Source organism: Gimesia fumaroli (assembly GCF_007754425.1).
GTDB classification, from domain to species: domain Bacteria; phylum Planctomycetota; class Planctomycetia; order Planctomycetales; family Planctomycetaceae; genus Gimesia; species Gimesia fumaroli.
This window is the reverse complement of record NZ_CP037452.1, coordinates 3,234,512-3,260,164: the sequence shown is the minus strand read 5'-3', so window position 1 is coordinate 3,260,164 and position 25,653 is coordinate 3,234,512. Positions and strand designations below refer to the sequence as shown.

Sequence of the window (25,653 nt, the reverse complement as noted above, 5' to 3'; positions counted from 1 at the left end):
TTCACAAAAGTCATCCCAAAATAAAGATTATTTTCCCGTGGATCCAGGACACCTCACCGAACTGATTGATTTGGAAGAGAACTATTGGTGGCACGTTGCCAAGCGCAAGCTGGTAACAGAAATCTTGACTACTGAATTTCCTCCCCCCGGTTTAGTGATTGAAGGGGGAATTGGCTCAGCACGGAACTTACTTGAATTCAATCGTCTGGGTTATGAAGTCACCGGCTTTGACCTGATGCAAGAAGCAGTGGACCATGGACGTTCACGCGGACTGGAAAATGTATTCGTTCATGAACTGAGTCAGCCCTGGCCCGTTGCTCCTGCATCTGCCAAAGCAGTACTCTTGTTAGATGTCATGGAACACATGGAAGATCCCGTAGAATTATTGAAAAACGCAGCTGAGACTCTGACAGAGGACGGTGGAATTATCATTACCGTTCCCGCCTATCCGATGCTGTACTCAGACTGGGATCGAAAACTGGGGCACTTCTGCCGTTATACAAAATTAAAATTTCGTCATAATGCGGAGCAGGCCGGATTAAAAGTGAAGTGGGTCACCCACTGGAATTCATTTACGTTACCTGCTGCGATTGCCATTCGTGGAAGAGACAAAATTCTGAAGCGAACCGATGATTCCCCGCCATGCTTCACGCGTGTTTCACGGTTTACAAATGCCTGCCTGAAATCGTTTGCGCAAATCGAACGCAAGCTAATTCATTCAACAGGAGTTCCGTTTGGTCTTTCTCTCGTAGGAGTTTTAACCAAATGAATCAAACCCAGGCCACCTCTTCATCGCTTGCCCGAATGCCAATAAACGAGGCGTTAATATCCGTCGTTCTCCCTGTATTTAATGAACAGTCCGTCCTGCCACAACTACTGCAAGCCGTTGAAGAATCGCTTCAGTCTGCAGGCAGTCAATATGAAATCATCTTCGTAAATGACGGTTCCTCAGACCAGAGCGGGCAAATCCTGAATGACCTTGCCGATTTGAACTCACGGGTCAGGGTGCTCCACTTTGCAAAGAATTTTGGACATCAGGCAGCGGTTCAAGCCGGTTTACTGCACGCGACGGGTGATGCCATTGTCATTATGGATTCCGACATGCAGGACAGCCCTGTTGCCATCATCGATTTCATCGATCACTGGCAATCGGGCTACGATGTTGTATACGCAATTCGTAGGGATCGCAAAGAAGGTGTACTCAAACGATGGGCCTTTCAAACGTTCCACAAAACGCTCAACTTAATCGCCAGTACATCAATCCCAAGGGATGCCGGCAACTTTGGTTTGATTGATCGTCAAGTCGCCATTCAAATCGCACAACTTAATGACCGAGACCGCTACTTTCCCGGACTCCGTTCCTGGGTTGGTTATCGCCAGATCGGTGTTCCCGTTGAGCGATTGGCCCGCTATGACGAAAACCCGCGCGTCTCATTTCTCCAGTTATGCCGATTGGCGAAGACCGCCATTTTCTCCTTTTCTTTTTTCCCGCTGACGATTTTCTATGTCATCGCCGCCCTGTCTGCCGTTGTCTGCATAGCGCTGATTTCCTTTGTGATGTATCATAAACTGGTCACCGGGCTGGCCATTCCCGGCTGGGCATCTACCACCATCACAGCCTCATTTTTTGGTACATTGAATGCGCTGGGAATTGGAATTTTGGGTGAATATGTCACCCGTATTTATGACCAGGTCCGAGCGCGTCCCATGTTCATCGTGGGAACGAAAACCAACTTTGACTCCCCGGAAATTGAAACGCCACTTTTATCGCAAACAAAGACGACACAAAATTCTGCAAAACAACAGATCAAAACTGATGTTGATCAAGAATATTCTCAGCAATCCTGATCACCCTGAGAAAACGCACCTGGCAGATGACTATTACGAGGTGTGCCTTACAATGTTGACCGAATCCTGATGTCGCGAGACTGGTTTTTCGACTGATTCCTGATTCCGATCAACGTCTTTACTTTGAATCGTATGCAGCAGTCGCGGCCGGAACACAACCATCAATAGCATCGGCAGATACCACAGTAAATAAACGCTTCCCTGCTGAGGATACCAGAGCAGAGTCGCGATGATAATCGCTGCGGTATGAGACATCAGATGCCCCAAATTCTTTTTACGCGGCCAGATTGTCAGACAAGCGATCAACAACACGAATCCGACAAACACAGGAATACGATAAGCAGAATCGTAGGCACTCCAGAACCCCGGCATTTGCTGACCGCCTTCAAATTTGAGAACCGACCAGTCAATGGAACCGATCGTTTGTTGTGTAAATGAAAAACGATCCACGGAAGTCAGAACCAGACTCCCCAGCAGAACGATCGCCACAACGCTACCGGAAAGGACAAACCGCTTGAGACCATTTTTCCAGTAAAAACTGGCCCATAATGGTAAGAGAAAGACGGGAAAAAACATGGCGCCACATGCCAGACCCATAAAAATGCCGGACAGAATCGGTTGCCGATAGGCCACAAATGCCCAAACCAGCAAGGCAGCAGGGAGTACATGATTGGCTTTACTGACATCATAGGCAGTACAAGGTAGCAGGAGGTAAAGTAGTGCCATGGCCAGACCAAGTTGAGTATCGGCAAAATGGACCCTCCCCATTATAATCAATCCAACAACCACAAAGGCATGTGCCAAAATCGCCATGATCCGTGCAGCCAGAGTCGCAGGGTCCAAGCTGGATTGTGCCACCGCACTGGAAAGTGGAACAACAGGCGCAGCGAAAAGACGAGCAGTGGGACCCGCTTCCTGTATTTCCTGCTTTTGATCAACCGTCACGTCTTCCATGCTCAACAAGCTGTCGGCTTGCTTCACGGTTTGTATGGTTTCGGCCGCTGGTTTCTCTGTAAAAACGCGCACCATAAAAAATGCAAAAATGGAAATACAAAGAAAGGCCATCCCAAAACTGTTGAGATTCTGCTCACCACGAGGCCTGCGTTGAAAAAAACAGTCAACGCTCATCCGAATGACAAACAATCCGGTTCCCGCAAACAACCAGATATTTCCCAGGACTGGATTGTCACTGAGAAATAAGAGCCCTGGTGAGATCGACAATAGTAACAACAAATCCAGATTGCGCAGCGAAGCAATACGGTCAAATCGGAAAAAGACCGCAAGCGTCAGCAACAGGGATAAGTAAAACCATGTCGCCTCACTTACATAATAATCAGGTAAGATGTGGTTCATACGAAAATACCGCCAGTGATTAGAATAGATCACCAGTCGAATGTTTTAAACGTCTGAGAAACAAACAGGTCCCCTTGTTTTTCACCCAAACGAATGTGCCAAGTCACATTCAAAGTCTTTTCCATTTGATCATTAAAGCATGACTGGCAACGAAATCTGCACTCATTGTTCACACATTTCAAAAATTTAACCAGCCGATATTTGGTTTTTTCTCAAGTTCGATCATATTTTCGCCATCAATCGAATCACATGTACACATCACTAATTCCATATTATCTAACACCAGTATTTCATTAGCTGTCTTAATAAATCACCCGCTTTCAGTATCTCGGCGCTGAAAACGCACATGTCGAATTTCAAGATGAAAGTATCAGATTCTCTTTGAAAAATGAAACCAATAGTGCCATCATGAAGTCACAATGGACTTAATGATCCAGAACGATCAAACCCCGTTCTCCCAAGCTCTCAACTCAAACAGGATTGAGGATAAATCACATGAGAACTCCCTGTCTCACACGAACGTTATTCCCTCTCATTGTTTTGTTTCTTTTGATCCGAAGCCCCCTCTCGGGAGAAGCGCAGCAAAGTAACCAACCAGCATCTTCCTTGACTAAATCCTGTCTCAAGAAGTTGAATTCAGATCGGGGGCTTTGTGTTGTGTTGGGACTTCCCGAAACTGGTGCCGCTTCGTTTGTCACAGAACTTGTGCAAAACAGTAATTTGCAGGTTTATTTTCAATCTGAATCTACAGAAGAAGTGAATCAGGTACGAAAGCTGTCTGATCAGCAAGGCCTATTAGGACAACGAATTTTCGCGGATCAGGGAAAAAACAACGCGATTGCACTTGCCAGTAATCTGGCCGATGTGATCTTCGTACAACCCCCATCGACGAAACCAGCCACTCAACAGGAACTTTTACGAGTGTTGCGGCCTCAAGGGACTGCCTTTACACCTACTTATCAAATCACGAAGCCGGTGCCTGAAGGAAATGATTATTGGGACCATCCTTACCACGGGCCAGATAACAACCCGCAATCGACCGATCAAAACGCAAGATCTCCTTATCGAACTCAATTTCTGGCAGACCCCAAATTTTCTCCGATGCCGGAAGTCTCTGTTGCAGCAGGAGGCAAGGTTTATAAAGCGTTTGGCCACATAGCCCATAAACAGAATCAGAATGCCATTTTGAATACCTTGATGTGTATCAATGCATACAATGGCACAATTTTATGGAAACGTAAACTTCCGGAAGGCTTCATGATTCACCGGAACACCATGATCGGAACCGAAGATGCCTTGTTGATGGCCGACAACGAATCATGCAAAATCATTGACAGTGAAACAGGCGAGATTCGGGACGAGATTGTGATTGATGAGAAACTAGCTGATGGACCTGTCTGGAAATGGATGGGTCTGCAGAATGGAACCCTTTATGCGCTCATCGGAAATAAGGAAGTCAAAGTCGACACCCAGAAATCGGCCCGACGCGGCTTGGGACATTGGCCTTGGGGAATGTGGAAAGGTCACGACTATTCAGACCCTAAAAAAGCGTTTGGTTTCGGCCGAACCTTTGTGGCGATCAATCCTGCCACGAAAAAAGTTCTCTGGCATTTTCGCGACAGAGACTACATCGACAGTCGCGGCGTCTGTATGAAAAATAACCATATTTTTTATTATTGCCCCGATAAATTTCTAGCCTGCCTGAATATCGAAAATGGAAAACAGGTTTGGAAAAACGACGATAAAAAACTTCTGGCTTCGATCGGCTCTAATCAGAAAGCACAACATTATGTCACCGGTTATGCCACCACAAACTACATCAAATGCAGTGACGATTACCTGTTTTTTGCAGGCCCACAACGCCTGCATCTAGTCACCGCCTCGGCCGCTGACGGGTATCTAATGTGGGAGAAAGAACACGGAAATCTGCAACTCGTCTTACGAAAAGATGGTATTTATGCTGCTGGACCAAAAGAAACCGGGATGAAACTCGATTATGCCACCGGAGAAAAAATCGCGTCGCTTCCCACGCGCCGTGCCTGCACGCGTGCCACCGGGAGCGTCGACAGCATTTTTTTCCGTACCCGGGGAGGCACCGTCCGACTCGAAACTGATTCACATTCAGCACAACACATTGCCCCTATGCGGCCTCCCTGTCAGGACGGGGTGATTGTTTCTAACGGGTTACTCTATTGGGGCCCCTGGATGTGTGGCTGTGAGCTCTCGCTTTACGGACATATCTGCCTCGGTCCGGAAAAGAATTCCGCTGCACCAGCTTCCCAGGCTCCCCCGCGGCACGTTGCCTATGGTAGTGACCTTTCGAAAGTTGAGCCATTGGCGGCTCGGAACGGTGACTGGCCCGCATTTCGAGGTGACAACCGGCAGTCCTCAACGACCAACGTATCAATCCCAGCTAAAACCAAACTCAGCTGGACGGCCCAAGTCACGCAGTCCGCAATGCCAACGGCTCCAGTCATCGCCGGAAAGTTGATTTTTGTAGCTGATCGAAATGGTGTTGTGACAGCTTTTGATATGCAAGGCAAGCAAGTCTGGAAACAATATACAGGAGGAGCCATCTATTACCCTCCTACAGTCAACAACGATCGTCTGTTTGTGGGTTCCGCCGACGGGCGGGTCTATGCCTATGAAGCAAAAACCGGACTACCGCTCTGGTCGTTTCGTGTAGCGCCTGAGCAACGCTGGATCCCCGTGTATGGAAAACTGATTTCTACCTGGCCCATCTCCGGGGGAGTCGTCGTTCAGAACAACACAGTTTATGCTGCGGCGGGGATCGCCCATTTTGATGGGACACACATTGTCGCATTAAATGCGGAAACCGGCGAATTACAGCAGGAAAATAATACGTCAGGTACACTTTCTGCAACTGTGAACAGCGGAATCAGCCTTCAAGGCAGCCTATACATTGATGAAAACGAACTCCGGTTCCTCGCGGGAGGCGTCTATGAAATCGCCCGTTACGATCTGCAGACTTTAAAATGTCTGAATACGCCCCGCGCAGAAGTCACATCACAATATCGAACTGCTTTCTATCCATATTACCCGAACTATGGAAAATATCTGTCGATTGAGCACACTCTGGCAGACCGACGGGAACTGGTACATGATGCCAGCTACGAAGGGAGTGCTTTTACCAATCTGACCCTGAAAGAAGCCTTACCACCAGGTGCACCAAAGGTGAAAAAAGAAGTCGCCCGCTGGTTGAGCATGCGTGCCAGACGCACGGGAGAAGCTTTTAAACGCAAAAACCTCTGGATCGACCAGAAGCAACGACGCTTCACCAGTTTTATTGTTTCTCCGGAAACACTGTTAACCGCAGGACATCCTGACGAAAAATCAGACGCTCCTTTTCTAACGGCCATTGATATCAATCAGGGCACAGACCTCTGGTCGCATCCATTGCCCGCATTGGCAGTGAAGGGGGGAACTGCCATCAATTCGGAAGGAACAATTGTGGTCACTTTGGAAAATGGACAACTTCTCTGCTTCAGAAAAGAATGATTCGACGGTAACGAAATCAGAATTGGTTGACTTTCAGATAGAAGCAAAAACCGTTACGTTAAAGACGTCAAACTATTCTCGATCATACTATTACTGAAGTTTCATTCCCATGACCACATCAATCGATCTCTATCTTTCAGGAAACGAAAATCCCCCTGAAAGTCAAAGCAATTTTTCTCACCTGACGTTCAGTAGCCTGGATTCGACCGGGTTCTCGAATATCACTTGTGATACCTTGAAATCGCTGTTTGCAGAGACCGATGCTGGTTATATTGCTTTCCTGGAGTCATCACAGCCCGTTGATCAGTCATTCTTCCATCAATTGAACGACTTGGATCTAGATTCCGATCAGGGGGGAGTCTGTTTCTTGCCTTTCCACGATTCCAGTCCGTTTGTCGATGCATGGGAGGCACTGCCTCCTGTCGCAGCCTCACTGGCGATGAATCCACTTCAGCATGCAGCCGTACTGATTCGAAAAACAGATTTTGCGTCCCTGAACAACCTTGAGAAATCAAACGACATCCTCTGGCAGGCATTGATTCGCCTGGCGCAAGCAGGCATTCCCAGCCAGTTGATCAATCCCTCTGTTTCCTCAGAAGACGACCTCAGTTCTGTGGTCTTTCCATGTCTTGCTCCAAAAAATCCCGGTCCTGATCAGGATTGGCTTCTCCATTTGTTGCAGGATTATGAACCAGCTCAGGATCTACCATCCATTACATCTCAAGCCGACGCCACGGCCCTCAAAGCAGGCTTATTCTGCATCCATGATTATCTGGACGAAAGTCATCAATATTCACAATCAGTCCAAAGCCAGGGGATTCACGGGGCGGGCGACTATTGGCATCATATCATGCACCGCCGAGAGCCAGACTATTCAAATGCCAAATACTGGAGCAGGGCGGTAGGCTATCATCCACTGCAAGACATCTTACCAGACGTCGTTGGAAACTTGTTTAATTTGGAGGGTAGCGATTCCGTTGAGAACTGGAAACGCCGACTTCTGCAAAATGATCGATGGTCACTGAACACATTTGTCGATTGTTGCGCGGAATGTGAAGCAACACACGATCCGGAATTAAACAGATTCGCACAAACGATACAATGGATTGAGATGCAACTCCTGCTTCAGAAAACATCTCAAGATGCTGTAAGAGGTTAAGTCGAAGCCGGCTTTTCATAACTACCAACAGTCTCAAAGCCCGAAAAGGCGTTTTTTTTACCTGATTGCCGTTCAGAATGCCAAATCACGAGAATTGAGCCGTTAAATTCTGTTGACAGCCGCGTTTGCGCGGTTATGATTTAAGTACTTACCGCTCAATCCTCCTGCGACTCCTGCGGGCAAACCGAGTGGATATCCATCCCATGGGATTTCCTCCGAGATGTATTTTCGCAGGGCCACCAAGCAGGAACGAGAACTTTCCTTCGGTCTTTTTCTCAGTGCCGACAGCGCATACCTTTTTGGAACCTTCCCATATTGCTGGTGTTCATTTTCGGTGAAGTCTCCATCTGTTACCATTTCACCGAAAGAACCTGATTCCTTCAGAAAACTGTAATCGTCGACCTCGACAGATTCATCAAAGTTAGTGGGACCGTTAGTATGTTTGGCTTTCCAGGCTGGATTGAAATTACCATCATCTTAGGGATCATTCTGCTCCTGTTTGGTAAACGTTTACCAGGAGCCATGAATTCTCTGGGTAAGAGCATAGTCGAATTCAAAAAAGGGGCGAGAGAGAGCATCGATGAAGATGACTCTTCGAAATCTGACTCACAGAGCTCCGAACAGGATAAGCAGCCAGAATAGAATTCCTGGGAAGTAAAATTGATCGCGCCAAGATGTTCGAAGATGGTATAGTAGAATAGAAACGAGGCTCAGAGGGCATTCGCTTTTCAGTAAAGCGTCCTTCAACACCTTAAAATAAAAGAGGTTCAAAAATGTTCCAGACAATTACACACATGACTCCTGTTCCCGCAATATTCGGAATGCCTGGCGGCTATGAAATGATCATCGTCGGGATTATTGCGCTGCTGCTGTTTGGTAAGCGATTACCCGAAGTCGCACGTAGCCTGGGCAAGGGAATTGTGGAATTCAAAAAAGGCGTGAGTGGAATTGAAGATGAAGTCAATCAGGCTTCGTACTCACAATCACAGCCTGAAACCCCTCGTCCCGCACCTGAGGAACGTTCTGATGAGTTCTCAGCTCCCAAATTTGAAGTTCCCAGCTCAGAACCCAAAACAGAAGAGAAGTCGGAACAGGCATAAGTGTTCCTGCACTTGTCAGATCAGTAAATTCGGTCTGACGATTTAATAGGGAGCCTTATTCAATACTTCAACATCAACGATGCGACCTGAAGGCTTGGTCAAGTCCAGGATTATCGGGTCAGGGGTGACTTCTTTTGAGATGTTCCCCGCTGAATCACGTGCAACAACCTGCAGATAAAACTTGGAAGGGTTGCCCGGTCCCACAGACCAGGTAAACCTTCCTGTATCTTCTTGCCAATCTACAATGGGTTCCCAAGGACCATTGGGCTGAGTCGAATAATTGATGGCGATCGACTTCTCTGCAGGGTTCTGATCACTCATTGCCCAGGTAATGGTTACTTTATTCGCTTCGCCTCCCAACCCCTGTTTAATCGGATGCAGCTTAATTGCCGGAGCAGTGCGGTCAACGACAATCACGACGTCCGGCTTCTCACCTGGCTTGGGTAATGCATCAGCAAGCCCGACTCCACTGCGAACACGCAGTGCAAAGCCATAAATTCCATCATGGGGAACTTCCACATGAAAGGGGCTCTTCTTATCTTCATCTTCACCATACTTATACCACTTCTGACCATTGTCTTCTGTGATATACAGCTCAATTGCCCCAATCCCTGAAGGACCGACTTCATCGACCTGAAACCCGATCTGAAACTGTGTTCCGTTTAAAACCTGCTTACGTTCTGGCGCCCAGTTCTTTTCGGAAGCAGGATAGCGTTTTTTCGCATAATGCGGCCGATTCTCCGGAGCATCGGCGACAAATTGCCCTTTCACTGAATCCTGCATGGGCTGATTGCCGCCTCCTGCTTTGGGAAACACGCTGGGTAGCTGTTGATTATTGGCTAGAGGTGTCTGCTGCTCAAACGGTTTCGGCTGAGTCGACTGTGGGTCCTGCCCTTGACTTGAGTAAGGAGCGAGCGGTTCAGGCTCCGACAATGTCAGGCTGTTATCTAGCGTCCCTCCCTGTGCGATCGGCTGATTAAAATCTGGCAGGTCCTGTTTTTTCTTAGGTAATGAACGACTGGCAGAAGCAACCACACGAATCTGCTTCTGGCTGCTCCCCACATTATCTGCTTTGTCTTTAATAATTCCGCGAACGGCAACAACGCCTCCCTGAGAAATGGACCAGGTTGTTTGTCCTTTTCCATGTGGTGCAACAATCACTCGTTGCCAGTTCGGACTTCCATTTTGAGAATACTCCAGTACCAGCTTACTTGGATCCAGGTACTGATCTTCAGCGTTCCAGATTAACTGGACCTTGCCGGGAGAAACCTGTCGTAGATCGAGATCCAATCGGGGAGGAGTCGTATCGATGACAACGCGCAATCCCGGCTCGAAGACACGACCGGAAGGGTGCAGCTGATTTTTTGAATCTAATGTACGAACAGAAAACCAATATTCGCCATCCTGTGTGGCTTCAAAGGGGAATTTGCGCGTAGCGGGAGAGACTGATTTCAAGTGATTCCAGGTAACACCCCGATCTGTGGAGACATAGAGTCTGATTTCACGAGCTCCCAGACGATCGATTTCCGCCTGATCATAATGATAGGGAATTCGAAACTGAGTCTTACTGGTATAGACGGGCGCCGATGGAACTGCAGCTGCCTGTGTTGAATCGGTTAGAATTCCCCAACAACAGCAACTGACTACCAGTAATGTCAATAGTCTCATGCCAATTCACCCCCATGTCCAGACAACAGCAATTATGATGTTATCCAGTCTCGGAGCCCCCTCCTGAGAAGTTGTAAATATATTTCAACAGCCAATACGTACGGGTACTAGTAAACCGGATCTTGACTATCTAGGCATATCGTCAAATCAGATCGTATGACTTGAGACGATCTTTCTGGTTAAAACAGAAGCGTAGTAGAAGAAAAGCCTCCCTGTTTTATGAAATATATAAAAGAGGCTCGTTCAACTTTTTGATTCGAATCTCGTGCGAAAATCAGCCTTTACGGAGTTCTGCAATCTGATTCATATATTCAGTAGTCAGCTTCTGAATTCCGTCCAAATCGCCTGAATCGACCATCTGCTTCGTCACCAGTGAGCTCCCCAAGCCTACGGCACAAGCTCCCGCCTTGAGATAGGCGGGTAATGTTTCCAGGTCAACGCCACCGGTTGGCATCAGCGGTATCTGGGGCAGGGGGCCGTGCAATGCTTTAAGGTAGGCAGGGCCGCCCACAAATGCCGGAAAGACTTTAATGATGTCTGCACCGGCCTCCCAGGCAGTTAAGACTTCTGTTGGTGTGAATGCGCCCGTCATGATCAATTTATCGTATCGATTGCACAATTCAATCACATCAGTATTTACTGTGGGCGTCACTATAAACTCTGCTCCCGCCAGAATCGCAGCGCGCGCTGTTTCCGTGTCGAGCACCGTTCCAGCGCCCAGAAGAATCTTATCTCCCAGTTCCCGCTTGACCTGTGCCAGAATATCCAAAACTCCCGGAACCGTAAAAGTCACTTCAATCACGTCCAAACCACCCGCATAGATGGCTTTGGATACATCAACCAGTAACTCACCTGATTGTGCACGAATGATGGCAACAGCACCACGATCAACAACCTGAGTGAAATCCGCATGCCGACTCATATGATGAACACCTTATTTCTATGATCTATTTTTAAATGGTTGAATATCGATTATGCTTGAAAAGAGAATTGTTCTGCAAACTCCAGAACCCACAAATCAACCAGATCCTTAAATGAATCCATATCAGCTTCAGCAACAAACTGATAATGGGATCGATTGAAGGTTTCCTTGTTTCGTATCGTCGCCTTAGCGACCAGTTCAATGATGTGTGTTTCCGTAAAAGGCCGCACCACCATCTCCAACCGGGTATAGAGACTCTGTGCCTTTTTCCCAGCTCCCAGGCTAACATCGTCACGAGTAATCCGAGATCCCCAGCCTTCCTCTTCCATCAGGGTTTTAAATTGAAAACCGGGAAAATGATCAGCCAGCTTTTTTAAACAACCATCAATATGGTCAGTCAACTCCAGTCGGTATTTCAAATGAAGATTCCGGAACTCTTCTTCAGACATTTTCTTTCCGACGGCTTGTTGCATTTCTTCATTTTTGGCTGCGCGCCCTTTATTGATGGCGTGCTGAAGACGTTTTTCAAAATCCATTCAAATTCCTAACAAAAATGAGTCTCTGGGCTAAACCGGTTTTGACAGCCAAAAATCTGCAATAAACCGTATCTGGGAAATTCAATCTAAAATTGATCATAAAAGTGAATACATTGGGATGCAATGCAAGGGCTCTAAGAGGCCGCGAATTCCCCCCTAGTTTTTGAATCGTTCAAATCACTGTCCTGCTTTGACTTTAGGTAAATTCAACAATGTAAATCTTACTATTTCCCTGTCTGACAGATTGGTGGAACGGAAAACAGCCTTCTATCCGATGAACCCCGATCTTTCAAATAGATTCAGGAAGAAGAAAATGATTCCTCGACTCAGTTTTCAGTTGAAAACCAGCGATTTCGCTACTCTAGTCAAAACCTGTATACTCACATTAAAGACTATGACTTGGGGAGCTCATTACCCACTAATATCGAATCTTACTGATTTTTGGCGCATGAAATGCTAACATTTCCAGAAGCTGATACAGATCAATTACTGCAGGCGGACTTGCCTCAAACTGGACACAGCCCGATAATTGTTGACAGACAATATATAATGGGTGCATGCTGAGAAAGACCAATCTGAAAGCGAGTAACTTCGTCAGTAAAGTAGTTATGGGTTTGTATTAGGGAAGACAGGAAGATAATACTTTCTGCCAGTTTTAAAGTGATTCTATATATTTTAACTTTGGGAAATGGATCTGGAAGACAAAAGTTATTCAAGGAACTGTTTGAGGGCCATATCCTTCAGTGGGTTTTGGCGTTTCTCCTTGTCAGTTTTTTGATTTGGTTGATCGTATGGATCGTAGGACGTTTTAGGGAAAATGAGGATCGTCATGTTGATGCGAGTGAATTGCTTCTTCAATTCTCAGAAATGCGTCGAGAAGGTGACCTTACGGACGATGAATTCCGATCCATCAAACAACGGCTTGTAGATCCCACCGAGAAGGATTTGGAGAAAAAAGAAACTACTGATCACATAGAAAACGACGATTAGAAAAATCAGGCAGAATAACATCTGCCTTCCTCTAGTCAATTTTCACTGATTACGAATTTACCTAACAATTGCCTCTTTTAAATTTTAGTAGATTTCGCTTTTAAATCCATGTCACAAGTTTTTTACATGTCGAATGATTTGCACGGAGGCAGAATCAAAACTCACTGGACGTTATACGCCATCATTTAGTTGACACCGTTGAAGGGAAGCTATGCCCACCGGACGAGATATCACCTCTGGAAAACGTAATTCTTCTGGAAAGAAAAATGCAAACTGTTCCTTTTGTAGAAAAAGCTATCGCGAAGTGGGGCCTCTCGTAGAGGGACCCGACAATGCGTATATCTGCGGAGAATGTATAGAAGTCTGCCAATCAATACTGGAACAGGAGCATCGACGCAGGGGAACGACGAAAAAACTATTCAAAAATGTTCCCACGCCACGTGAGATTGTAACCCACTTGAATGAGTATGTGATTGGTCAGGAACGAGCCAAGAAAGTCATGGCTGTCGCCGTTCACAATCACTACAAGAGACTGATGCATGCTGAAGAGGATGCTTCAGAAGTGGAACTCGACAAATCAAACATCCTCCTGATCGGTCCGACTGGCTCAGGAAAAACATTGCTCGCCAAGAGTCTGGCACGCTATCTTCAAGTTCCGTTTGCTATCGGTGATGCAACCACCTTAACCGAAGCCGGCTATGTAGGCGAAGATGTTGAAAACCTCTTACTCAAATTGCTGCACGCCGCTGATTTTGATGTCGAAGCAGCCCAACGCGGGATTCTGTTCATCGACGAAATTGATAAAATCGGCAAAACCAGCCAGAACGTCTCGATTACGCGTGATGTTTCCGGAGAAGGGGTTCAACAGGCCTTACTGAAAATGCTGGAAGGAACCGTTGCGAATGTGCCCCCTCAAGGTGGAAGAAAGCACCCCGAGCAACAATACATTCAATTAGACACATCAAATATTCTGTTTATCTGCGGTGGTACTTTCGTCGGTCTCGAAGATATTGTCGGCAAGCGACTGGGGCGTAAGACAATTGGCTTCGGTCAATCAGGCCAGAAGAAAGAAAAGCAGCAGGAAAAATCCAAGAACGATTTACTGGCACAGGCTTCAGTCGATGATGTTTTGGAATTCGGCTTGATTCCGGAATTGCTGGGACGTCTTCCCGTATTGTCGACACTTTCTCAACTGGAAGAAAATGATCTGGTCCGCGTACTGACTGAACCGAAGAACTCTCTGGTCAGGCAGTTCCAGAAATTCTTTGAGATGGAAAATGCCACTCTCGAGTTTACAGATGAGGCACTTCATGAAATCGCATGTATTGCTCAGAAGAAAAACACGGGAGCACGCGGGTTACGAAGCGTAATTGAACAGGCAATGTTTGATATCATGTTCGAGCTTCCCGAACAGGATGCAGAGAAAAAATATGTGGTTACACCGGAGATTATCCGAGGGACGGAACAACTTTTTCCCAAAGATGATTCAGCAGCCGCATAGACTCGCTGCACCCCAGGATCTATAATTAAATCAGAAATAAACAATTTTCCCGCCGAAGTGTTTCTTCGGCGGGTTTTCTTACGTGTGGCTGAGTCATGAAAATTCGCCTGAGTCTTCAAAGTCCTTCAAAAAAAACGAAGTCTATGACACTCTCGAAAACAACCTTAATCGGGAGAGCCTCAGACTGCGATATCAAACTCAAGTCAGATCTGGTCAGCCGCCATCATTGCAAAATCTTTCTGACTGAATCAGTTGCTTTGGTTCATGACCTGGGTAGTTCCAATGGTACTTTCATCGATGGTAAAAAGGTGACTCCCAAGCGAGACACCAAGCTGGCTCCCGGTTGCCTGTTGTCCATCGCCGACGTCAGTTTTCTAGTAGACTATGATCCACAGGTATTTGTGGATGTTGGATCTACTATCAACCTGAAGGGAATTGAATCTCTGATGCCCGAACATCCGCTTGCTTCTGCTTCGGATGACGTCATTCCTATTCATACTCCTGATGAGATCTCTCTGCCAGAGCCCCAGGAACATCCCGGGCAAAGCAAATCCAATGACACAGTAACGATTGACGAATACGAACCAGATCAGAATTCCCGGGAAAATAAAAAGACGATTCAATTTCCAGAAATTGAATTAACTGATAACATAGATCAAAATTGACCCCATCTTGACTTTCTCAACAGGATTCAATTATGTCGGACAATGACGTACAGCAACTTTTGAAATTGAGTAAACAGCTTCTTGATGCCGTTGATCATAAAGACTGGAATACCTACACAAATCTTTGTGATGAAGAATTGACTTCGTTTGAACCAGAGTCTCAAGGACACCTGATCACAGGGATGGACTTCCATCGTTTCTATTTCGAAATGAATCCAACAGGAAGACCCAGACAATCAACCATCAGTTCGCCTATGGTTTCGGTCATGGGTGATGTGGCTTTGATTACTTATGTTCGAATTGTCCAGGCAATTGACGAACACGGCCATGCATCCAGTTCCTCTTTTGAAGAAACCCGTATCTGGGAAAAGCAGGACGGCGACTGGCAACATGTGCATTTTCACCGTTCTCTAATTTCCTGATTGTTCGCCCGCGATGACTGAATCCGATTCAACACCCCAAATTGTCATTCTCTGTTCTGACATGCTGTTTCTCAGTAAGATCACTGGTACAGCCAGAGAGCTGGGCTACACATTCTGCACGGCGCTCAGCTGCAATAAAGCAGCTGCGTCGTTGTCGAATGAAACCAGACAGTTACTGCTGATCGACTTAACGCAACAAAATCTGGACTGGGGCTTGCTTGAATCAATCCATCAACGCAATGACAGCATAAGCAGCATTGCCTTCGGCCCCCACGTCGATACGGAACGTCTCGCCAAAGCAAGCGAGATCGGCTGTACGCAGGTACTTCCTCGCAGTCAATTTTCAGCACAGCTTCCACGGCTCATCGATGCGGCGTTTGATTAGACAACCTGAAAATCACAGGGATACTCAGAAGCTAATCCAGCTCGAATTTCTTCAACAACCCCTGATAAGCCTGCTCGCCATGCTCAAGGGCCACGACAGCACTGATCCGGGTCTCGCTGGTGTTTATCATCTGAATATTGATCTGGGACTCCGCTAAGGCGCTAAACATGCTTTGGCCAACTCCTGTATGACTACGGAGACCAATGCCAACCACCGACAGCTTTGCAATCGCTTCTTCGTGACTCAATTCAGCATTTCCCCATTCCGAGAGCAGGGGCCTCACAAGTTCCAGGCTCTTTTCCAGCGAAGTCCGAGGCACCGTAAACGAAAGGTGCGCCTGCTCTTCTTCGCCCATGTTTTGCACAATCATATCGACTGAAACGCCCCCCTCCGCTACCACAGAGAACAGACGTGAACAGATTCCGGGATTATCCGGCAAATTTCTGACAGTCACACGAGATTGACTTTGATCGAGCAGAACTTCACTCACCACAATGTCTTCCATATTGGCTAGCTGATCGATGATTTCCTGCTCAAGCTGAGTCAACCGCTGTGACGACTCTTCAGAACACTCGCCTGCAGGTAATTTCTGATTTGTAGCAAACGAGTAACTAGTCAGACGGTCCAATTCGAAACCATTATGAATTACACGGACTGCTTCTTCACATTGATTTCGATCAACGAGAACGGTCACCTTAATTTCACTGGTTGTAATCATTCCGACATTAATGCCTGCTCCGGCCAGGATCGAGAACATGCGGCTGGCCACTCCATAATGATTCCGCATGCCACTTCCAACAATTGAGACCTTGGACAAATTCGTTCCATGTTGAATCTTTCCTGAACCAATAGCATCAATGGCCTCACTGGCTGCAGTGAGCGTTTCCGCCAGATCTGACTGTGGAACGGTAAAGGAAACCCGTGCGACTCCTCCCGTTCCCACATCCTGTACGATCATATCCAGACAAATTTTTCGCTCTGACATTCGAGTAAAAATACTGCTCATGATTCCCGGCTCATCAGGAATATCGGTTAAACTGACCCGGACTTCATCGCGCACAAAAGCCACGCCGGTTACTACCGAGGCATCAGCTAAAGGCTCCGCAGCAATCAGAGTTCCTTCGCCATCAGAGAATGAGGGACGAACTTTCAGAGGCACCTGGTATTTTTTTGCAAATTCAATCGATCTCGAGTGCAGCACCCCCGCTCCCAAACTTGCCAGTTCCAACATTTCGTCATATGAAATACTGTCAACTTTGTGGGCTTCCGGTACGATGCGTGGGTCGGTTGTAAACACGCCTTCCACATCGGTATAAATTTCACACATATCTGCTTCCAGCACAGCTGCCAGAGCGGTCGCGGTTGTATCACTGCCTCCTCGTCCCAGAGTTGTGATATTCCAATCCTTATCCCGTCCCTGGAAACCGGCAGCAATGACGATCTTTCCTTCATTCAGAGCAGTACGCATCCGCTCTGTCGAAATCGAAATAATACGTGCTTTCGTATGCGAGGAATCTGTGACGACCCCAATTTGCGATCCTGTCAGACTGATTGCATCGCCCCCCAGCTTATGAATGGCCATCGCCATCAATGCAACTGATTCCTGTTCCCCTGTCGAAAGCAACATATCCATCTCACGCGGAGTAGGACTATCTGTCATTTCCGCAGCCAGTCGCACTAGTTCGTCCGTCTTTTTACCACGCGCACTGACCACCATCACAACCTGGTGACCGGCTTGATGCATTTCGGTAGCACGCCGCGCTGCAGCGAGAATTTTGCTGGTATCGGCAACACTCGTTCCACCAAACTTCTGGACTATGAGCGACACGTCTCTTCTCCGTTTCTCTACTCTTTGAAAAAATGATGATCTGACTCATTGAAAATGCCGTAGCATAAAAACAGTATATTACGAAATTTTGAGCATCCTCAGGCTGAGTCAAAGAACTTGGAAGGTAACAAATCGAATCAATTTCGTGAATCAACAGACTTTTCTGATTCGATAAATCTTGAAAAACTGCTTTGAAATGTGTCATATTCCTAAATTCTGGCAGCTCAGATCCAATACCGTAGTTAGGAGCCAGCCAAAACAGAAGTGTTCAAAACAGCACCCCCGTTAATCCCGAATTAATTCAACTAACTCCTCTGCAACCCTGTGAGCCGCCTGAGGGTAGGCAAGTTCATGGACTTTCTGTGACATACTGCTTCGTTCCTCCGGGCCATTCAACAAATCCAGAACCGCTTTGCTGAGCAACTGAGCGGTCACATTGGAGTCCGGAGCTTGTTCCACCAAGAATGCTGCCCCCCGTTCGGCATAAAAACGGGCATTGATTAACTGATGATCTCTGATTGAATTCGGAAACGGAATCAGAACGGTCGGAATACCCAAGCAGGCGATTTCAGCCAGCGTCGTAGCACCAGCCCGAGAAATGATCAGATCCGTATGTGTGTACCATTCTGTCAAGTCATCAAAAAAGGGCTGTACTGTCACCCTCAGTTGAGGCCACTGTTTTCTCATCCATTCATAGGTAACATTGACACACGCATATCCCGCTTCTCCCGTCTGATGTATCACATGTAGTGGCATTGGAAGATCGTCTCCGGTTTGTTTCAGCAGGGAGAGCACAACGTCATTAACAGCTGTCGCTCCCTGACTACCGCCTAAGATCAGAATTGAAGTTTCGGTAGATTTTTCTGCCGTCCCCTTCTGTATTCCTGCATTAACAATCTGCTGTCTGACCGGATTCCCTGTCAAAACAACACGAGGCTGGTTGTGATTTACTCCACTTCGCTTGCATTTGAATTCTGTTTCCGAGAAAGAAATACAGACCAGAGAAGCGCGAGAGAACAAAAACTGATTTGCTCTCCCTGGAATGATATTCTGCTCTAATAAAACAATTGGAATCTTTAACCAGGAAGCGGCAAGTATCACAGGCACACTCGCAAAACCTCCCAGACCAATAACAACGGAAGGTATTTTTGTTCGCAAAAAACGAATTGCCTGCAAGAATGCGCGGCCATTATGCCAAAGAAATCGAAAAGGGGCGCGTTTTAAATCGCTGGTTGATGACGATGGCAAACTGAGATGTTGATACCCTGAATTTTCAATGATTTGTTGCTCGACAATGCGGTTGGAGCCTACAAATATCGTCTGAAATTCACCGAGTGAAGCCAACTGCTCAGCGACTGCGATTCCAGGAAGCAGATGACCTCCTGTTCCGCCTCCCGCAAAAACGATTGTTTTCTTCCTAAGAATAGACTCGGTCATTGTACCCTGGAATCACTGGTGGAGTGACTTTTCAACTAAACACCAATCAAAGGGTCCAGCATAGGAAAACTCTTCTCAAATTCCCAGTCAATTCTTCTCCTCATCTTCATCCTCGTACTCTTCATCCTCGTACTCTTCATCCTCGTACTCTTCATCCTCGTACTCTTCATCCTCGTACTCTTCATCCTCGTACTCTTCATCCTCGTACTCTTCATCCTCGCACTCTTCATCCTCGTACTCTTCATCCTCGCACTCTTCATCCTCGCACTCTTCATCCTCGCACTCTTCATCCTCGCACTCTTCATCCTCGCACTCTTCATCCTCGTACTCTTCATCTGCTTCCGACTCGGAGTCTGCGAGATCTCTTTCCATAACCGCTTGCGGATCAGATAGCGGCTCCTCTTCTCCTTGCTCCGGATCGATCAACAATTCTGCCCCCGCCGGCGACCGGGTCAAGCTGACGATAATTCCCAAAGAGAGCAGGCTTACCATCAAATTTGTTCCACCATAACTGATGAGGGGGTGTGAAATCCCCTTCGGAGGCACCATCGCTGTCACAACGGCGACATTGATAATCGCCTGAAGAACCAACTGCATCAACAAAGTAAACCCGACAACATAGGCATATGACTTCTGATTCTGTGAGCGAATAATATTGAAGCCTGCCAGAAACAGTCCCAGCCAGAGTCCCACAATTCCGAGTGTCCCAATCAAGCCTAGCTCTTCTCCTGCCACCGAAAACACGAAATCGGTATTTGCTTCAGGCAGAAAACTTAATTTTTGTGCTCCTTTCCCCAAGCCGGATCCGGAAACGCCACCTGTTCCTAACGCCATTAGCGACTGCTTCAGCTGATAGGGAGCCGATTGCCAGTCAGTCCAGGTATCAAGAAACCCACTGATTCGCTTTAACTGATAAGGCCTTAATGCCACCAACATCCCCACAGCGGGAATCGCACAAAGCATCCCAACGATAAAGTTTCTGAGCGGCCAGCCTCCCAGGAACAAGGCAATCGCAACTCCCCCAACCAGAAACAACGATGTTCCCAAGTCGGGTTGTTTTAGAACCAGCGGGATCACAATAGCTAGAGGAATTAGTAAAGGAATCGTTCCTTTGAACCAATGGTTCAAAGACCGTCGCCGCTGCAGCATCAGCCGGACTGTCAAAAGGGGGAGTGCAATTTTTGCCAATTCTGAAGGTTGAAGAGAAACTGCCCCGAACCTTAACCAGCGTTGCGCACCATTCACGCGCGTACCGACCCCGGGAATTAAAACCAGAATCAGCAAAACTACGGTTCCCCAGAAGAGCAGGGGAGCGCGATCAAACCAATATCGGGCTGGCATATAAGAAGCAATTGAAGCCACGGTGACAGCAATTACCAGAAACGTCAAATGTTTTGACAAATAAACCTGTTCAAATTCAGTCGGCCAGGAGGTGATGCTGGCGCTATGCACCATTAGCACTCCGATCCCCAACAGCGCACACGCCATCGAAATGAACAGACTGCGGTCATGGTCCGGTTGCGATTGTGGTAAAATTGAAGCCGACTTCATTCGAAATCTCTCATCGATAAACGAGAATGGATATCAATGAAATCGTCTTGTAAAATGATACTCCACCAACCCAACCCCATTGTGAATTCACGATTTAGAAACATTCGACATCGACACGAACTAGCTGACAAAACCGTGATAACAGGCCTTTCTCCAATCGGACTACATTTCCTGACTGACAAAAGCCACATGATCAACAAACCCTATTTAGCTTGCCAATCACCTATTTCAAGAATGTAGGCTCAGGTCGCGATCTTCAAACTGGCAACCGCAATAATGGCCAGCAAAGCAGAACAGATCCAGAAACGAACAACAATTTTCATTTCATGCTCGCCTTTGAATAAATAATGGTTGTGCAGCGGACTACAAGCAATTAGCCGGTTTCCTGTGCGCCGAAACCAGAATACCTGCATAATGACACTGAGTGTTTCCACAACGAACACTCCGCCGGCAATCACCAGTAATGCTTCCTGACGAATTACCAGTGCAGCAAAACCAAGCAATGCCCCCAAAGGCAGCGAACCCGTATCTCCCATGAAGACCTGAGCCGGATAGCAATTGAACCACAAAAATCCCAGCACCGCTCCGACAGCCGCTCCTAGAAGAATACTCAGTTCTCCAGCCCCGGCGATATAAGGCACCTGTAAGTAATCAGCCATTACTTTATGCCCCGCCAGATAAGTCAACCCCGCAAAGGCCGAGCCGGCAAAAACCATGCAACCGCTGGCCAGCCCATCCAGGCCATCCGTTAAATTGACAGCGTTAGAACTTCCTGTCATGACCACGATCGTCCAGGGAATAAACAGGACACCTAGATAAAAAGTTAGACGGGTGACTGGCATAATCAAATCCAGCCCTGAATTCAAATTGGCGTTATTAAAGTAGAGAGCCGTCCCGATGACTCCTGAAAAGAGGATTTGGACCAGTAGCTTCTGACGAGGTTTTAATCCGTTCCGAGTAGTACTGAGCTTGATCCAGTCATCATAAGCCCCCAACAAAGCAAAACCCGCGGCTGTCAAAATTCCCAATTGAACGTAACGGTTCGAAAGATCTGCCCAAAGGAACGTTGAAATTAGAATTGCGCCGATGATGAAAATCCCCCCCATCGTCGGAGTAGCATTTTTCGAAGCATGGATTTCATTCAACTTTTCCGAGGCACTGTCAACGCGCTCACGAAACCGTTTTTCCAGCCAGCGGATCGCCAATGGACCCAGCAGCAAGGCAATCAGAAAAGAAGAAAGACTGGCCAGTGCAATTCGTGCCGTCAGAAAGACACGCGAATCACCGGTTGAGAGAACTTCGAGTTGTTCGAGCAGAGGAGAAAACGTCTTCAATAACCAGATTACCATGAAGTATTTTTCTCGTCACATACTGTATCACACAAATCAGGGCCAGGATTCATATTCATTCCACTAACCTGTTGAACTCGACTCTGACTCATTTTACCGAGTATTCACATACTCGTAAATGAAAGCACCGGACGCCGAGACCCCATATCCCGACGTCCGGTAAGGATTTCATCATGATACAGCAGTGGAGTGATCGACCCAAGTAATCACAAATTCCTGTGCTGATTTGTCCGCCGAAACGAACGCGCTCAGGATTCCCGCAAACCCAGGAGCACATGATGAAATCACAAGTTTAGACACATGATATTTTTTTCTCCCCCGAAGTAGCATCAAGAGAAACCTGTCGATTCAAATAGGAAATCAATCGTTCCATCCGCATACCTCGAGAACCTTTGACTAACACAACGTCTCCCACTTCCAGGCAAGAGACCACATCACTTTGTAATTCGCTTACATCCGTCGCCTGTACGATTCGATCCCGGGATAGATTTGCAGAAACCGCTCCCTGAACAACGGCTCCGGCTTGTTTTCCACAGACAAAAAGCAAATCAATTCCAGACGCGGCGATGAATTCTCCCATTTCATGGTGGTACCGTCTTGACTCGGCTCCCAACTCCAGCATATCCCCCATCACGAGAATGCGTTTACCGGAGCCCGACCAATCCTTCAGAATCTGACATGCCGCTCTCATCGAAACAGGGCTGGCGTTATAAGTATCATCAATGATCGTCCAGTGACCGATCTGTTCAACGTGACAGCGCCCCGGTACCGAAGCAAATTGACAAACTCCCTCAATAAGGTTCTGATTCGATAATCCAAATTCTTTCCCGACTGCGATCGCAAACAAAGCCGCATACACAAAATGCTTTCCCCGTGCTGGCACGAAATATTCTGTATCTTCAAACTGAAATTTTATTCCGTCGTGTGCTTGCCGAACAAAAACAGCCTGTAAATCATTCTGATCACCCAACCCCACCGTCAGGGTCCGAGCCGATGTCTTTGAAATCAGCGATTCAGCAAATGGATCATCCCCATTGACAACTGCTAACCCTTGAGCAGAGAGCTGTTCGAACAGCTCTGCTTTTGCATCTGCCGTTTGATCCAGGGTTCCAAAATGCTCTAAATGCGAGGGACCAATTCCTGTTATCACACCGAGTTCCGGTTGTGCTATCTGGGCCAATTCCTGAATTTCACCTGAACGCGAAGCAGCCAGCTCGAGAACCGCGTACTCATGAACCAATTCAATTTGTGCAATACTCAAAGGCACACCGAACTCATTATTGTAATTGGCGGGACTTTGAACACCCTTTAAAAACGGGGACAATGCCGAATGAATCATATTTCGAGTCGTCGTTTTGCCAACACTCCCCGTCACACCAATCACAGTCGCCTGCTGCTGACTGCGATACCAGCCAGCAAACTCCTGCAAAGCTCGATTGACATCATCTACAGCGATCAATGGCTGTGAAAGTGGACCTGTTTCCGTACCATGCTTTACAACACAAGCTTGCGCGCCGTGCTCAATTGCCTCGGCAACAAATTCGTGCCCATCCAAACGCTGCCCATGGATCGCAAAAAACAAGTCCCCTGGAGTAGTCGTTCGGGAGTCAATCGAAATCCCCTCAACACTAGCGGCTACCTGATCCGCCAGGACAGAAGTCCCCTGGATAACCTGAATAACCTTGTTGAGTGAAACACGATCCATACGATGAATTCTTTATTTTCTAAACTCTGACAGTCAGATGTAGTTCAAATTATTGCTTAAGCGGGAATCCTTGCTGAGCTCCCGGAGAGTAAGTTGCTGAAATAATTTTCGACCACCAGCCGATCACTAAAAGGAATCTTTTGATCTCCAATGATTTGTTCGCACTCGTGCCCCTTACCGGCAATCAGCACCAGGTCTCCCGCCTGCGCTTCGTCGAGCGCCCGACAGATGGCTTCTTTTCGATCGATAATTAATTCGGGGGTTATCCCCTTGGTTCGACAACCTTCCGCAACCATCTCGATAATCTGCATGGGATCTTCGCTCCGGGGATTATCACTGGTGATGATAACTTGATCCGCTTCGCTGCCTGCCAGCCCTAATAACCGACGTTTGGAATTATCGCGGTCACCACCAGCTCCAAACACACACAGAATGCGTTGTGAACAGACTTTTCTGGCAGCTCGAATTACATGGCTTAATGCATCATCGGTATGAGCATAATCAACAAGTACCGTATACGGCTGACCGCAATGCACCTGTTCCATTCTTCCCGGAACACAATCAGTGCTGCGAATCCCCTCGGCAATTTCAGTCAGCGATAAGCCTAAAGCCAGACAAACAGCCGCCGCCGCTAAGCAATTTGATATATTATGCATTCCAATTAACGAACTTTTGACGGGCACGCTCATCTCACCATATAAAAGTTGAAATGCAACTCCATTTACAGTTTCTTGGATCTGCTCGGCTGAAATGTCTGCCTGACCATGAATACCATAAGTCAAAACAGACTGTGACGAACTTACTTCGGATGCAAATGCCTGGCAGGCTGAGTCATCACGATTCAAAACGACGGTCCCATTCGGCTTGACGTGCTGAATGATCTTTGCCTTACAGGCTGCATAGTTTTCACGATTTTGATGATAGTCAAAGTGATCTTGGGTCACATTGGTGACGACACCAATCGAAAGTCCTGTCCCTGCCAGACGGCATTGATCCAACGCATGACTCGAAACTTCCATAACTGAGTGAGTGACATTATTTTTGACCATTTTGGATAGCATCTGCGATAGTTCACTCGCATCTGGTGTCGTTAATGAAGCAGGCCATGCAGTAACACCGTCATGATATTCGACCGTCCCCAACAGCCCAGTTCGCCGCTCAGTATTCTGTAGAATGGCTCTAATCAGCCAGGTTACTGTCGTTTTTCCATTCGTACCGGTCACCCCCACAGTCTGCAGATGACTGGCTGGATGACCTGCAAATTCAGAACAGAGAATCGCATAAGCTTTGCGGACATCACTGACGATACACTGAGGCACTGGGAGGTCCACTAAAGGATGGCCTGTAAGAACTGCTTTCGCGCCTTTTCTGAGCGCCTCAGGAATATATTTTTCGGCATTTTCTTTCGTACCGGGTACGACTGCGAAAAGATCACCCGGTTCACAACAACGACTGTCAGACTGAATCGATGTGGCACAAATGTCAGCACAATCGACAAAGCTTGCAGAGGGGAAAAGCGCCCTTAAGCTTATGGCAACTGTTCCCGGTGATAAGCTGAGCGATGAAGATGACATGGATGTGAGGTAAGAACCATGCATTTCAGTAAAACCATCTATGAAAGGGACGAGGAGTAGGGGAGATTTTGGTGGTAAACTGAAGATTGAAAAAGTTGATCAAAGCCGGAACCGGCAAGGGAATAGAACAGATTGAAATTA

At 47.1% G+C, this 25,653-nt stretch carries 20 protein-coding genes; 10 read left to right on the top strand and 10 right to left on the bottom strand.

Going from position 1 to position 25,653, the window contains the following annotated elements; genetic code table 11:
• Nucleotides 1-37: 37 nt before the first annotated feature.
• Both Enr17x_RS12370 and Enr17x_RS12365 read left to right on the top strand, forming a co-directional pair.
• The gene (locus Enr17x_RS12370) at nucleotides 38-769 is read left to right on the top strand and encodes a class I SAM-dependent methyltransferase (protein ID WP_198001122.1); all 732 of its coding nucleotides are present in this window, start codon (nucleotides 38-40) and stop codon (nucleotides 767-769) included.
• Nucleotides 766-1,848, top strand: coding sequence for a glycosyltransferase family 2 protein (locus Enr17x_RS12365; protein ID WP_145309123.1), 1,083 nt, complete (start codon nucleotides 766-768; stop codon nucleotides 1,846-1,848). Before Enr17x_RS12370 ends, Enr17x_RS12365 begins: the two co-directional genes overlap by 4 nt.
• Nucleotides 1,849-1,881: 33 nt before the next feature.
• Here Enr17x_RS12365 and Enr17x_RS12360 read toward each other — a convergent pair whose 3' ends face one another.
• Nucleotides 1,882-3,201, bottom strand: a complete 1,320-nt coding sequence (locus Enr17x_RS12360) for a hypothetical protein (RefSeq protein WP_145309121.1) — start codon at nucleotides 3,199-3,201, stop codon at nucleotides 1,882-1,884.
• A gap of 657 nt (nucleotides 3,202-3,858) precedes the next feature.
• On the opposite strand from Enr17x_RS12360, the gene Enr17x_RS12355 reads away from it, so the two are divergent.
• The 4 genes from Enr17x_RS12355 to Enr17x_RS12340 all read left to right on the top strand — a co-directional run bounded on the left by Enr17x_RS12355 (nucleotide 3,859) and on the right by Enr17x_RS12340 (nucleotide 8,979).
• Nucleotides 3,859-6,720 (top strand): outer membrane protein assembly factor BamB family protein, encoded by a 2,862-nt coding sequence (locus Enr17x_RS12355; protein WP_198001121.1) that lies wholly within the window; start codon nucleotides 3,859-3,861, stop codon nucleotides 6,718-6,720.
• A gap of 109 nt (nucleotides 6,721-6,829) precedes the next feature.
• On the top strand, nucleotides 6,830-7,879 hold the full coding sequence (locus tag Enr17x_RS12350; RefSeq protein ID WP_145309118.1) for a hypothetical protein: 1,050 nt from the start codon (nucleotides 6,830-6,832) through the stop codon (nucleotides 7,877-7,879).
• Between the two features lie 438 nt (nucleotides 7,880-8,317).
• Nucleotides 8,318-8,521, top strand: coding sequence for a Sec-independent protein translocase subunit TatA/TatB (locus tag Enr17x_RS12345; RefSeq protein WP_145309116.1), 204 nt, complete (start codon nucleotides 8,318-8,320; stop codon nucleotides 8,519-8,521).
• Nucleotides 8,522-8,652: 131 nt separating this feature from the next.
• Nucleotides 8,653-8,979 carry a Sec-independent protein translocase subunit TatA/TatB gene (locus tag Enr17x_RS12340; protein ID WP_198001120.1) on the top strand — a complete coding sequence of 109 codons (327 nt, stop codon included), beginning with the start codon at nucleotides 8,653-8,655 and terminating at the stop codon, nucleotides 8,977-8,979.
• A gap of 42 nt (nucleotides 8,980-9,021) precedes the next feature.
• Here Enr17x_RS12340 and Enr17x_RS12335 read toward each other — a convergent pair whose 3' ends face one another.
• The 3 genes from Enr17x_RS12335 to Enr17x_RS12325 all read right to left on the bottom strand — a co-directional run bounded on the left by Enr17x_RS12335 (nucleotide 9,022) and on the right by Enr17x_RS12325 (nucleotide 12,105).
• Entirely contained in the window at nucleotides 9,022-10,647 is a 1,626-nt protein-coding gene (locus Enr17x_RS12335) for a hypothetical protein (protein ID WP_145309114.1), read from the bottom strand.
• A gap of 274 nt (nucleotides 10,648-10,921) precedes the next feature.
• Complete coding sequence (locus Enr17x_RS12330; protein ID WP_145309112.1) at nucleotides 10,922-11,569, bottom strand: bifunctional 4-hydroxy-2-oxoglutarate aldolase/2-dehydro-3-deoxy-phosphogluconate aldolase; 648 nt, start codon at nucleotides 11,567-11,569, stop codon at nucleotides 10,922-10,924.
• A gap of 50 nt (nucleotides 11,570-11,619) precedes the next feature.
• Entirely contained in the window at nucleotides 11,620-12,105 is a 486-nt protein-coding gene (locus tag Enr17x_RS12325) for a hypothetical protein (protein ID WP_145309110.1), read from the bottom strand.
• 1,201 nt (nucleotides 12,106-13,306) lie between these two features.
• Between Enr17x_RS12325 and clpX the strand changes: the two genes are divergently transcribed.
• The 4 genes from clpX to Enr17x_RS12305 all read left to right on the top strand — a co-directional run bounded on the left by clpX (nucleotide 13,307) and on the right by Enr17x_RS12305 (nucleotide 16,068).
• Complete coding sequence (gene clpX, locus Enr17x_RS12320; RefSeq protein ID WP_145309108.1) at nucleotides 13,307-14,596, top strand: ATP-dependent Clp protease ATP-binding subunit ClpX; 1,290 nt, start codon at nucleotides 13,307-13,309, stop codon at nucleotides 14,594-14,596.
• Between the two features lie 143 nt (nucleotides 14,597-14,739).
• Entirely contained in the window at nucleotides 14,740-15,261 is a 522-nt protein-coding gene (locus Enr17x_RS12315; protein WP_198001119.1) for an FHA domain-containing protein, read from the top strand.
• 32 nt (nucleotides 15,262-15,293) lie between these two features.
• Nucleotides 15,294-15,683 (top strand): DUF4440 domain-containing protein, encoded by a 390-nt coding sequence (locus Enr17x_RS12310; protein ID WP_145309104.1) that lies wholly within the window; start codon nucleotides 15,294-15,296, stop codon nucleotides 15,681-15,683.
• Nucleotides 15,684-15,696: 13 nt separating this feature from the next.
• Entirely contained in the window at nucleotides 15,697-16,068 is a 372-nt protein-coding gene (locus Enr17x_RS12305) for a hypothetical protein (RefSeq protein ID WP_145309102.1), read from the top strand.
• A gap of 31 nt (nucleotides 16,069-16,099) precedes the next feature.
• On the opposite strand, the gene Enr17x_RS12300 is transcribed toward Enr17x_RS12305, so the two are convergent.
• From Enr17x_RS12300 to Enr17x_RS12275, 6 genes are all read right to left on the bottom strand, one after another.
• The gene (locus tag Enr17x_RS12300; RefSeq protein ID WP_145309100.1) at nucleotides 16,100-17,896 is read right to left on the bottom strand and encodes an aspartate kinase; all 1,797 of its coding nucleotides are present in this window, start codon (nucleotides 17,894-17,896) and stop codon (nucleotides 16,100-16,102) included.
• Between the two features lie 285 nt (nucleotides 17,897-18,181).
• Nucleotides 18,182-19,333: an undecaprenyldiphospho-muramoylpentapeptide beta-N-acetylglucosaminyltransferase gene (gene murG, locus Enr17x_RS12295; RefSeq protein ID WP_145309098.1), complete on the bottom strand. Its 1,152-nt coding sequence runs from the start codon at nucleotides 19,331-19,333 to the stop codon at nucleotides 18,182-18,184.
• 87 nt (nucleotides 19,334-19,420) lie between these two features.
• Nucleotides 19,421-20,884: a putative lipid II flippase FtsW gene (gene ftsW / locus Enr17x_RS12290; RefSeq protein WP_145309096.1), complete on the bottom strand. Its 1,464-nt coding sequence runs from the start codon at nucleotides 20,882-20,884 to the stop codon at nucleotides 19,421-19,423.
• A gap of 242 nt (nucleotides 20,885-21,126) precedes the next feature.
• Entirely contained in the window at nucleotides 21,127-22,233 is a 1,107-nt protein-coding gene (mraY, locus tag Enr17x_RS12285) for a phospho-N-acetylmuramoyl-pentapeptide-transferase (protein ID WP_145309094.1), read from the bottom strand.
• Nucleotides 22,234-22,525: 292 nt separating this feature from the next.
• Entirely contained in the window at nucleotides 22,526-23,938 is a 1,413-nt protein-coding gene (locus tag Enr17x_RS12280; protein ID WP_145309092.1) for a UDP-N-acetylmuramoyl-tripeptide--D-alanyl-D-alanine ligase, read from the bottom strand.
• A gap of 56 nt (nucleotides 23,939-23,994) precedes the next feature.
• Nucleotides 23,995-25,512: a UDP-N-acetylmuramoyl-L-alanyl-D-glutamate--2,6-diaminopimelate ligase gene (locus Enr17x_RS12275; RefSeq protein ID WP_232101083.1), complete on the bottom strand. Its 1,518-nt coding sequence runs from the start codon at nucleotides 25,510-25,512 to the stop codon at nucleotides 23,995-23,997.
• Nucleotides 25,513-25,653: the final 141 nt, after the last annotated feature.

Bases quoted from the DNA above. Each gene is read 5' to 3' on its own strand.
- Enr17x_RS12350 (WP_145309118.1), top strand. From the start codon at position 6,830: ATGACCACATCAATCGATCTCTATCTTTCAGGAAACGAAAATCCCCCT.
- Enr17x_RS12275 (WP_232101083.1), bottom strand. From the start codon at position 25,512: ATGTCATCTTCATCGCTCAGCTTATCACCGGGAACAGTTGCCATAAGC.
- Enr17x_RS12325 (WP_145309110.1), bottom strand. From the start codon at position 12,105: ATGGATTTTGAAAAACGTCTTCAGCACGCCATCAATAAAGGGCGCGCA.
- Enr17x_RS12345 (WP_145309116.1), top strand. From the start codon at position 8,318: ATGTTTGGCTTTCCAGGCTGGATTGAAATTACCATCATCTTAGGGATC.
- mraY (WP_145309094.1), bottom strand. From the start codon at position 22,233: ATGGTAATCTGGTTATTGAAGACGTTTTCTCCTCTGCTCGAACAACTC.
- Enr17x_RS12365 (WP_145309123.1), top strand. From the start codon at position 766: ATGAATCAAACCCAGGCCACCTCTTCATCGCTTGCCCGAATGCCAATA.
- Enr17x_RS12305 (WP_145309102.1), top strand. From the start codon at position 15,697: ATGACTGAATCCGATTCAACACCCCAAATTGTCATTCTCTGTTCTGAC.
- Enr17x_RS12330 (WP_145309112.1), bottom strand. From the start codon at position 11,569: ATGAGTCGGCATGCGGATTTCACTCAGGTTGTTGATCGTGGTGCTGTT.
- Enr17x_RS12315 (WP_198001119.1), top strand. From the start codon at position 14,740: ATGACACTCTCGAAAACAACCTTAATCGGGAGAGCCTCAGACTGCGAT.
- clpX (WP_145309108.1), top strand. From the start codon at position 13,307: ATGCCCACCGGACGAGATATCACCTCTGGAAAACGTAATTCTTCTGGA.
- Enr17x_RS12360 (WP_145309121.1), bottom strand. From the start codon at position 3,201: ATGAACCACATCTTACCTGATTATTATGTAAGTGAGGCGACATGGTTT.
- Enr17x_RS12335 (WP_145309114.1), bottom strand. From the start codon at position 10,647: ATGAGACTATTGACATTACTGGTAGTCAGTTGCTGTTGTTGGGGAATT.
- Enr17x_RS12310 (WP_145309104.1), top strand. From the start codon at position 15,294: ATGTCGGACAATGACGTACAGCAACTTTTGAAATTGAGTAAACAGCTT.
- Enr17x_RS12280 (WP_145309092.1), bottom strand. From the start codon at position 23,938: ATGGATCGTGTTTCACTCAACAAGGTTATTCAGGTTATCCAGGGGACT.
- ftsW (WP_145309096.1), bottom strand. From the start codon at position 20,884: ATGAAGTCGGCTTCAATTTTACCACAATCGCAACCGGACCATGACCGC.
- murG (WP_145309098.1), bottom strand. From the start codon at position 19,333: ATGACCGAGTCTATTCTTAGGAAGAAAACAATCGTTTTTGCGGGAGGC.
- Enr17x_RS12340 (WP_198001120.1), top strand. From the start codon at position 8,653: ATGTTCCAGACAATTACACACATGACTCCTGTTCCCGCAATATTCGGA.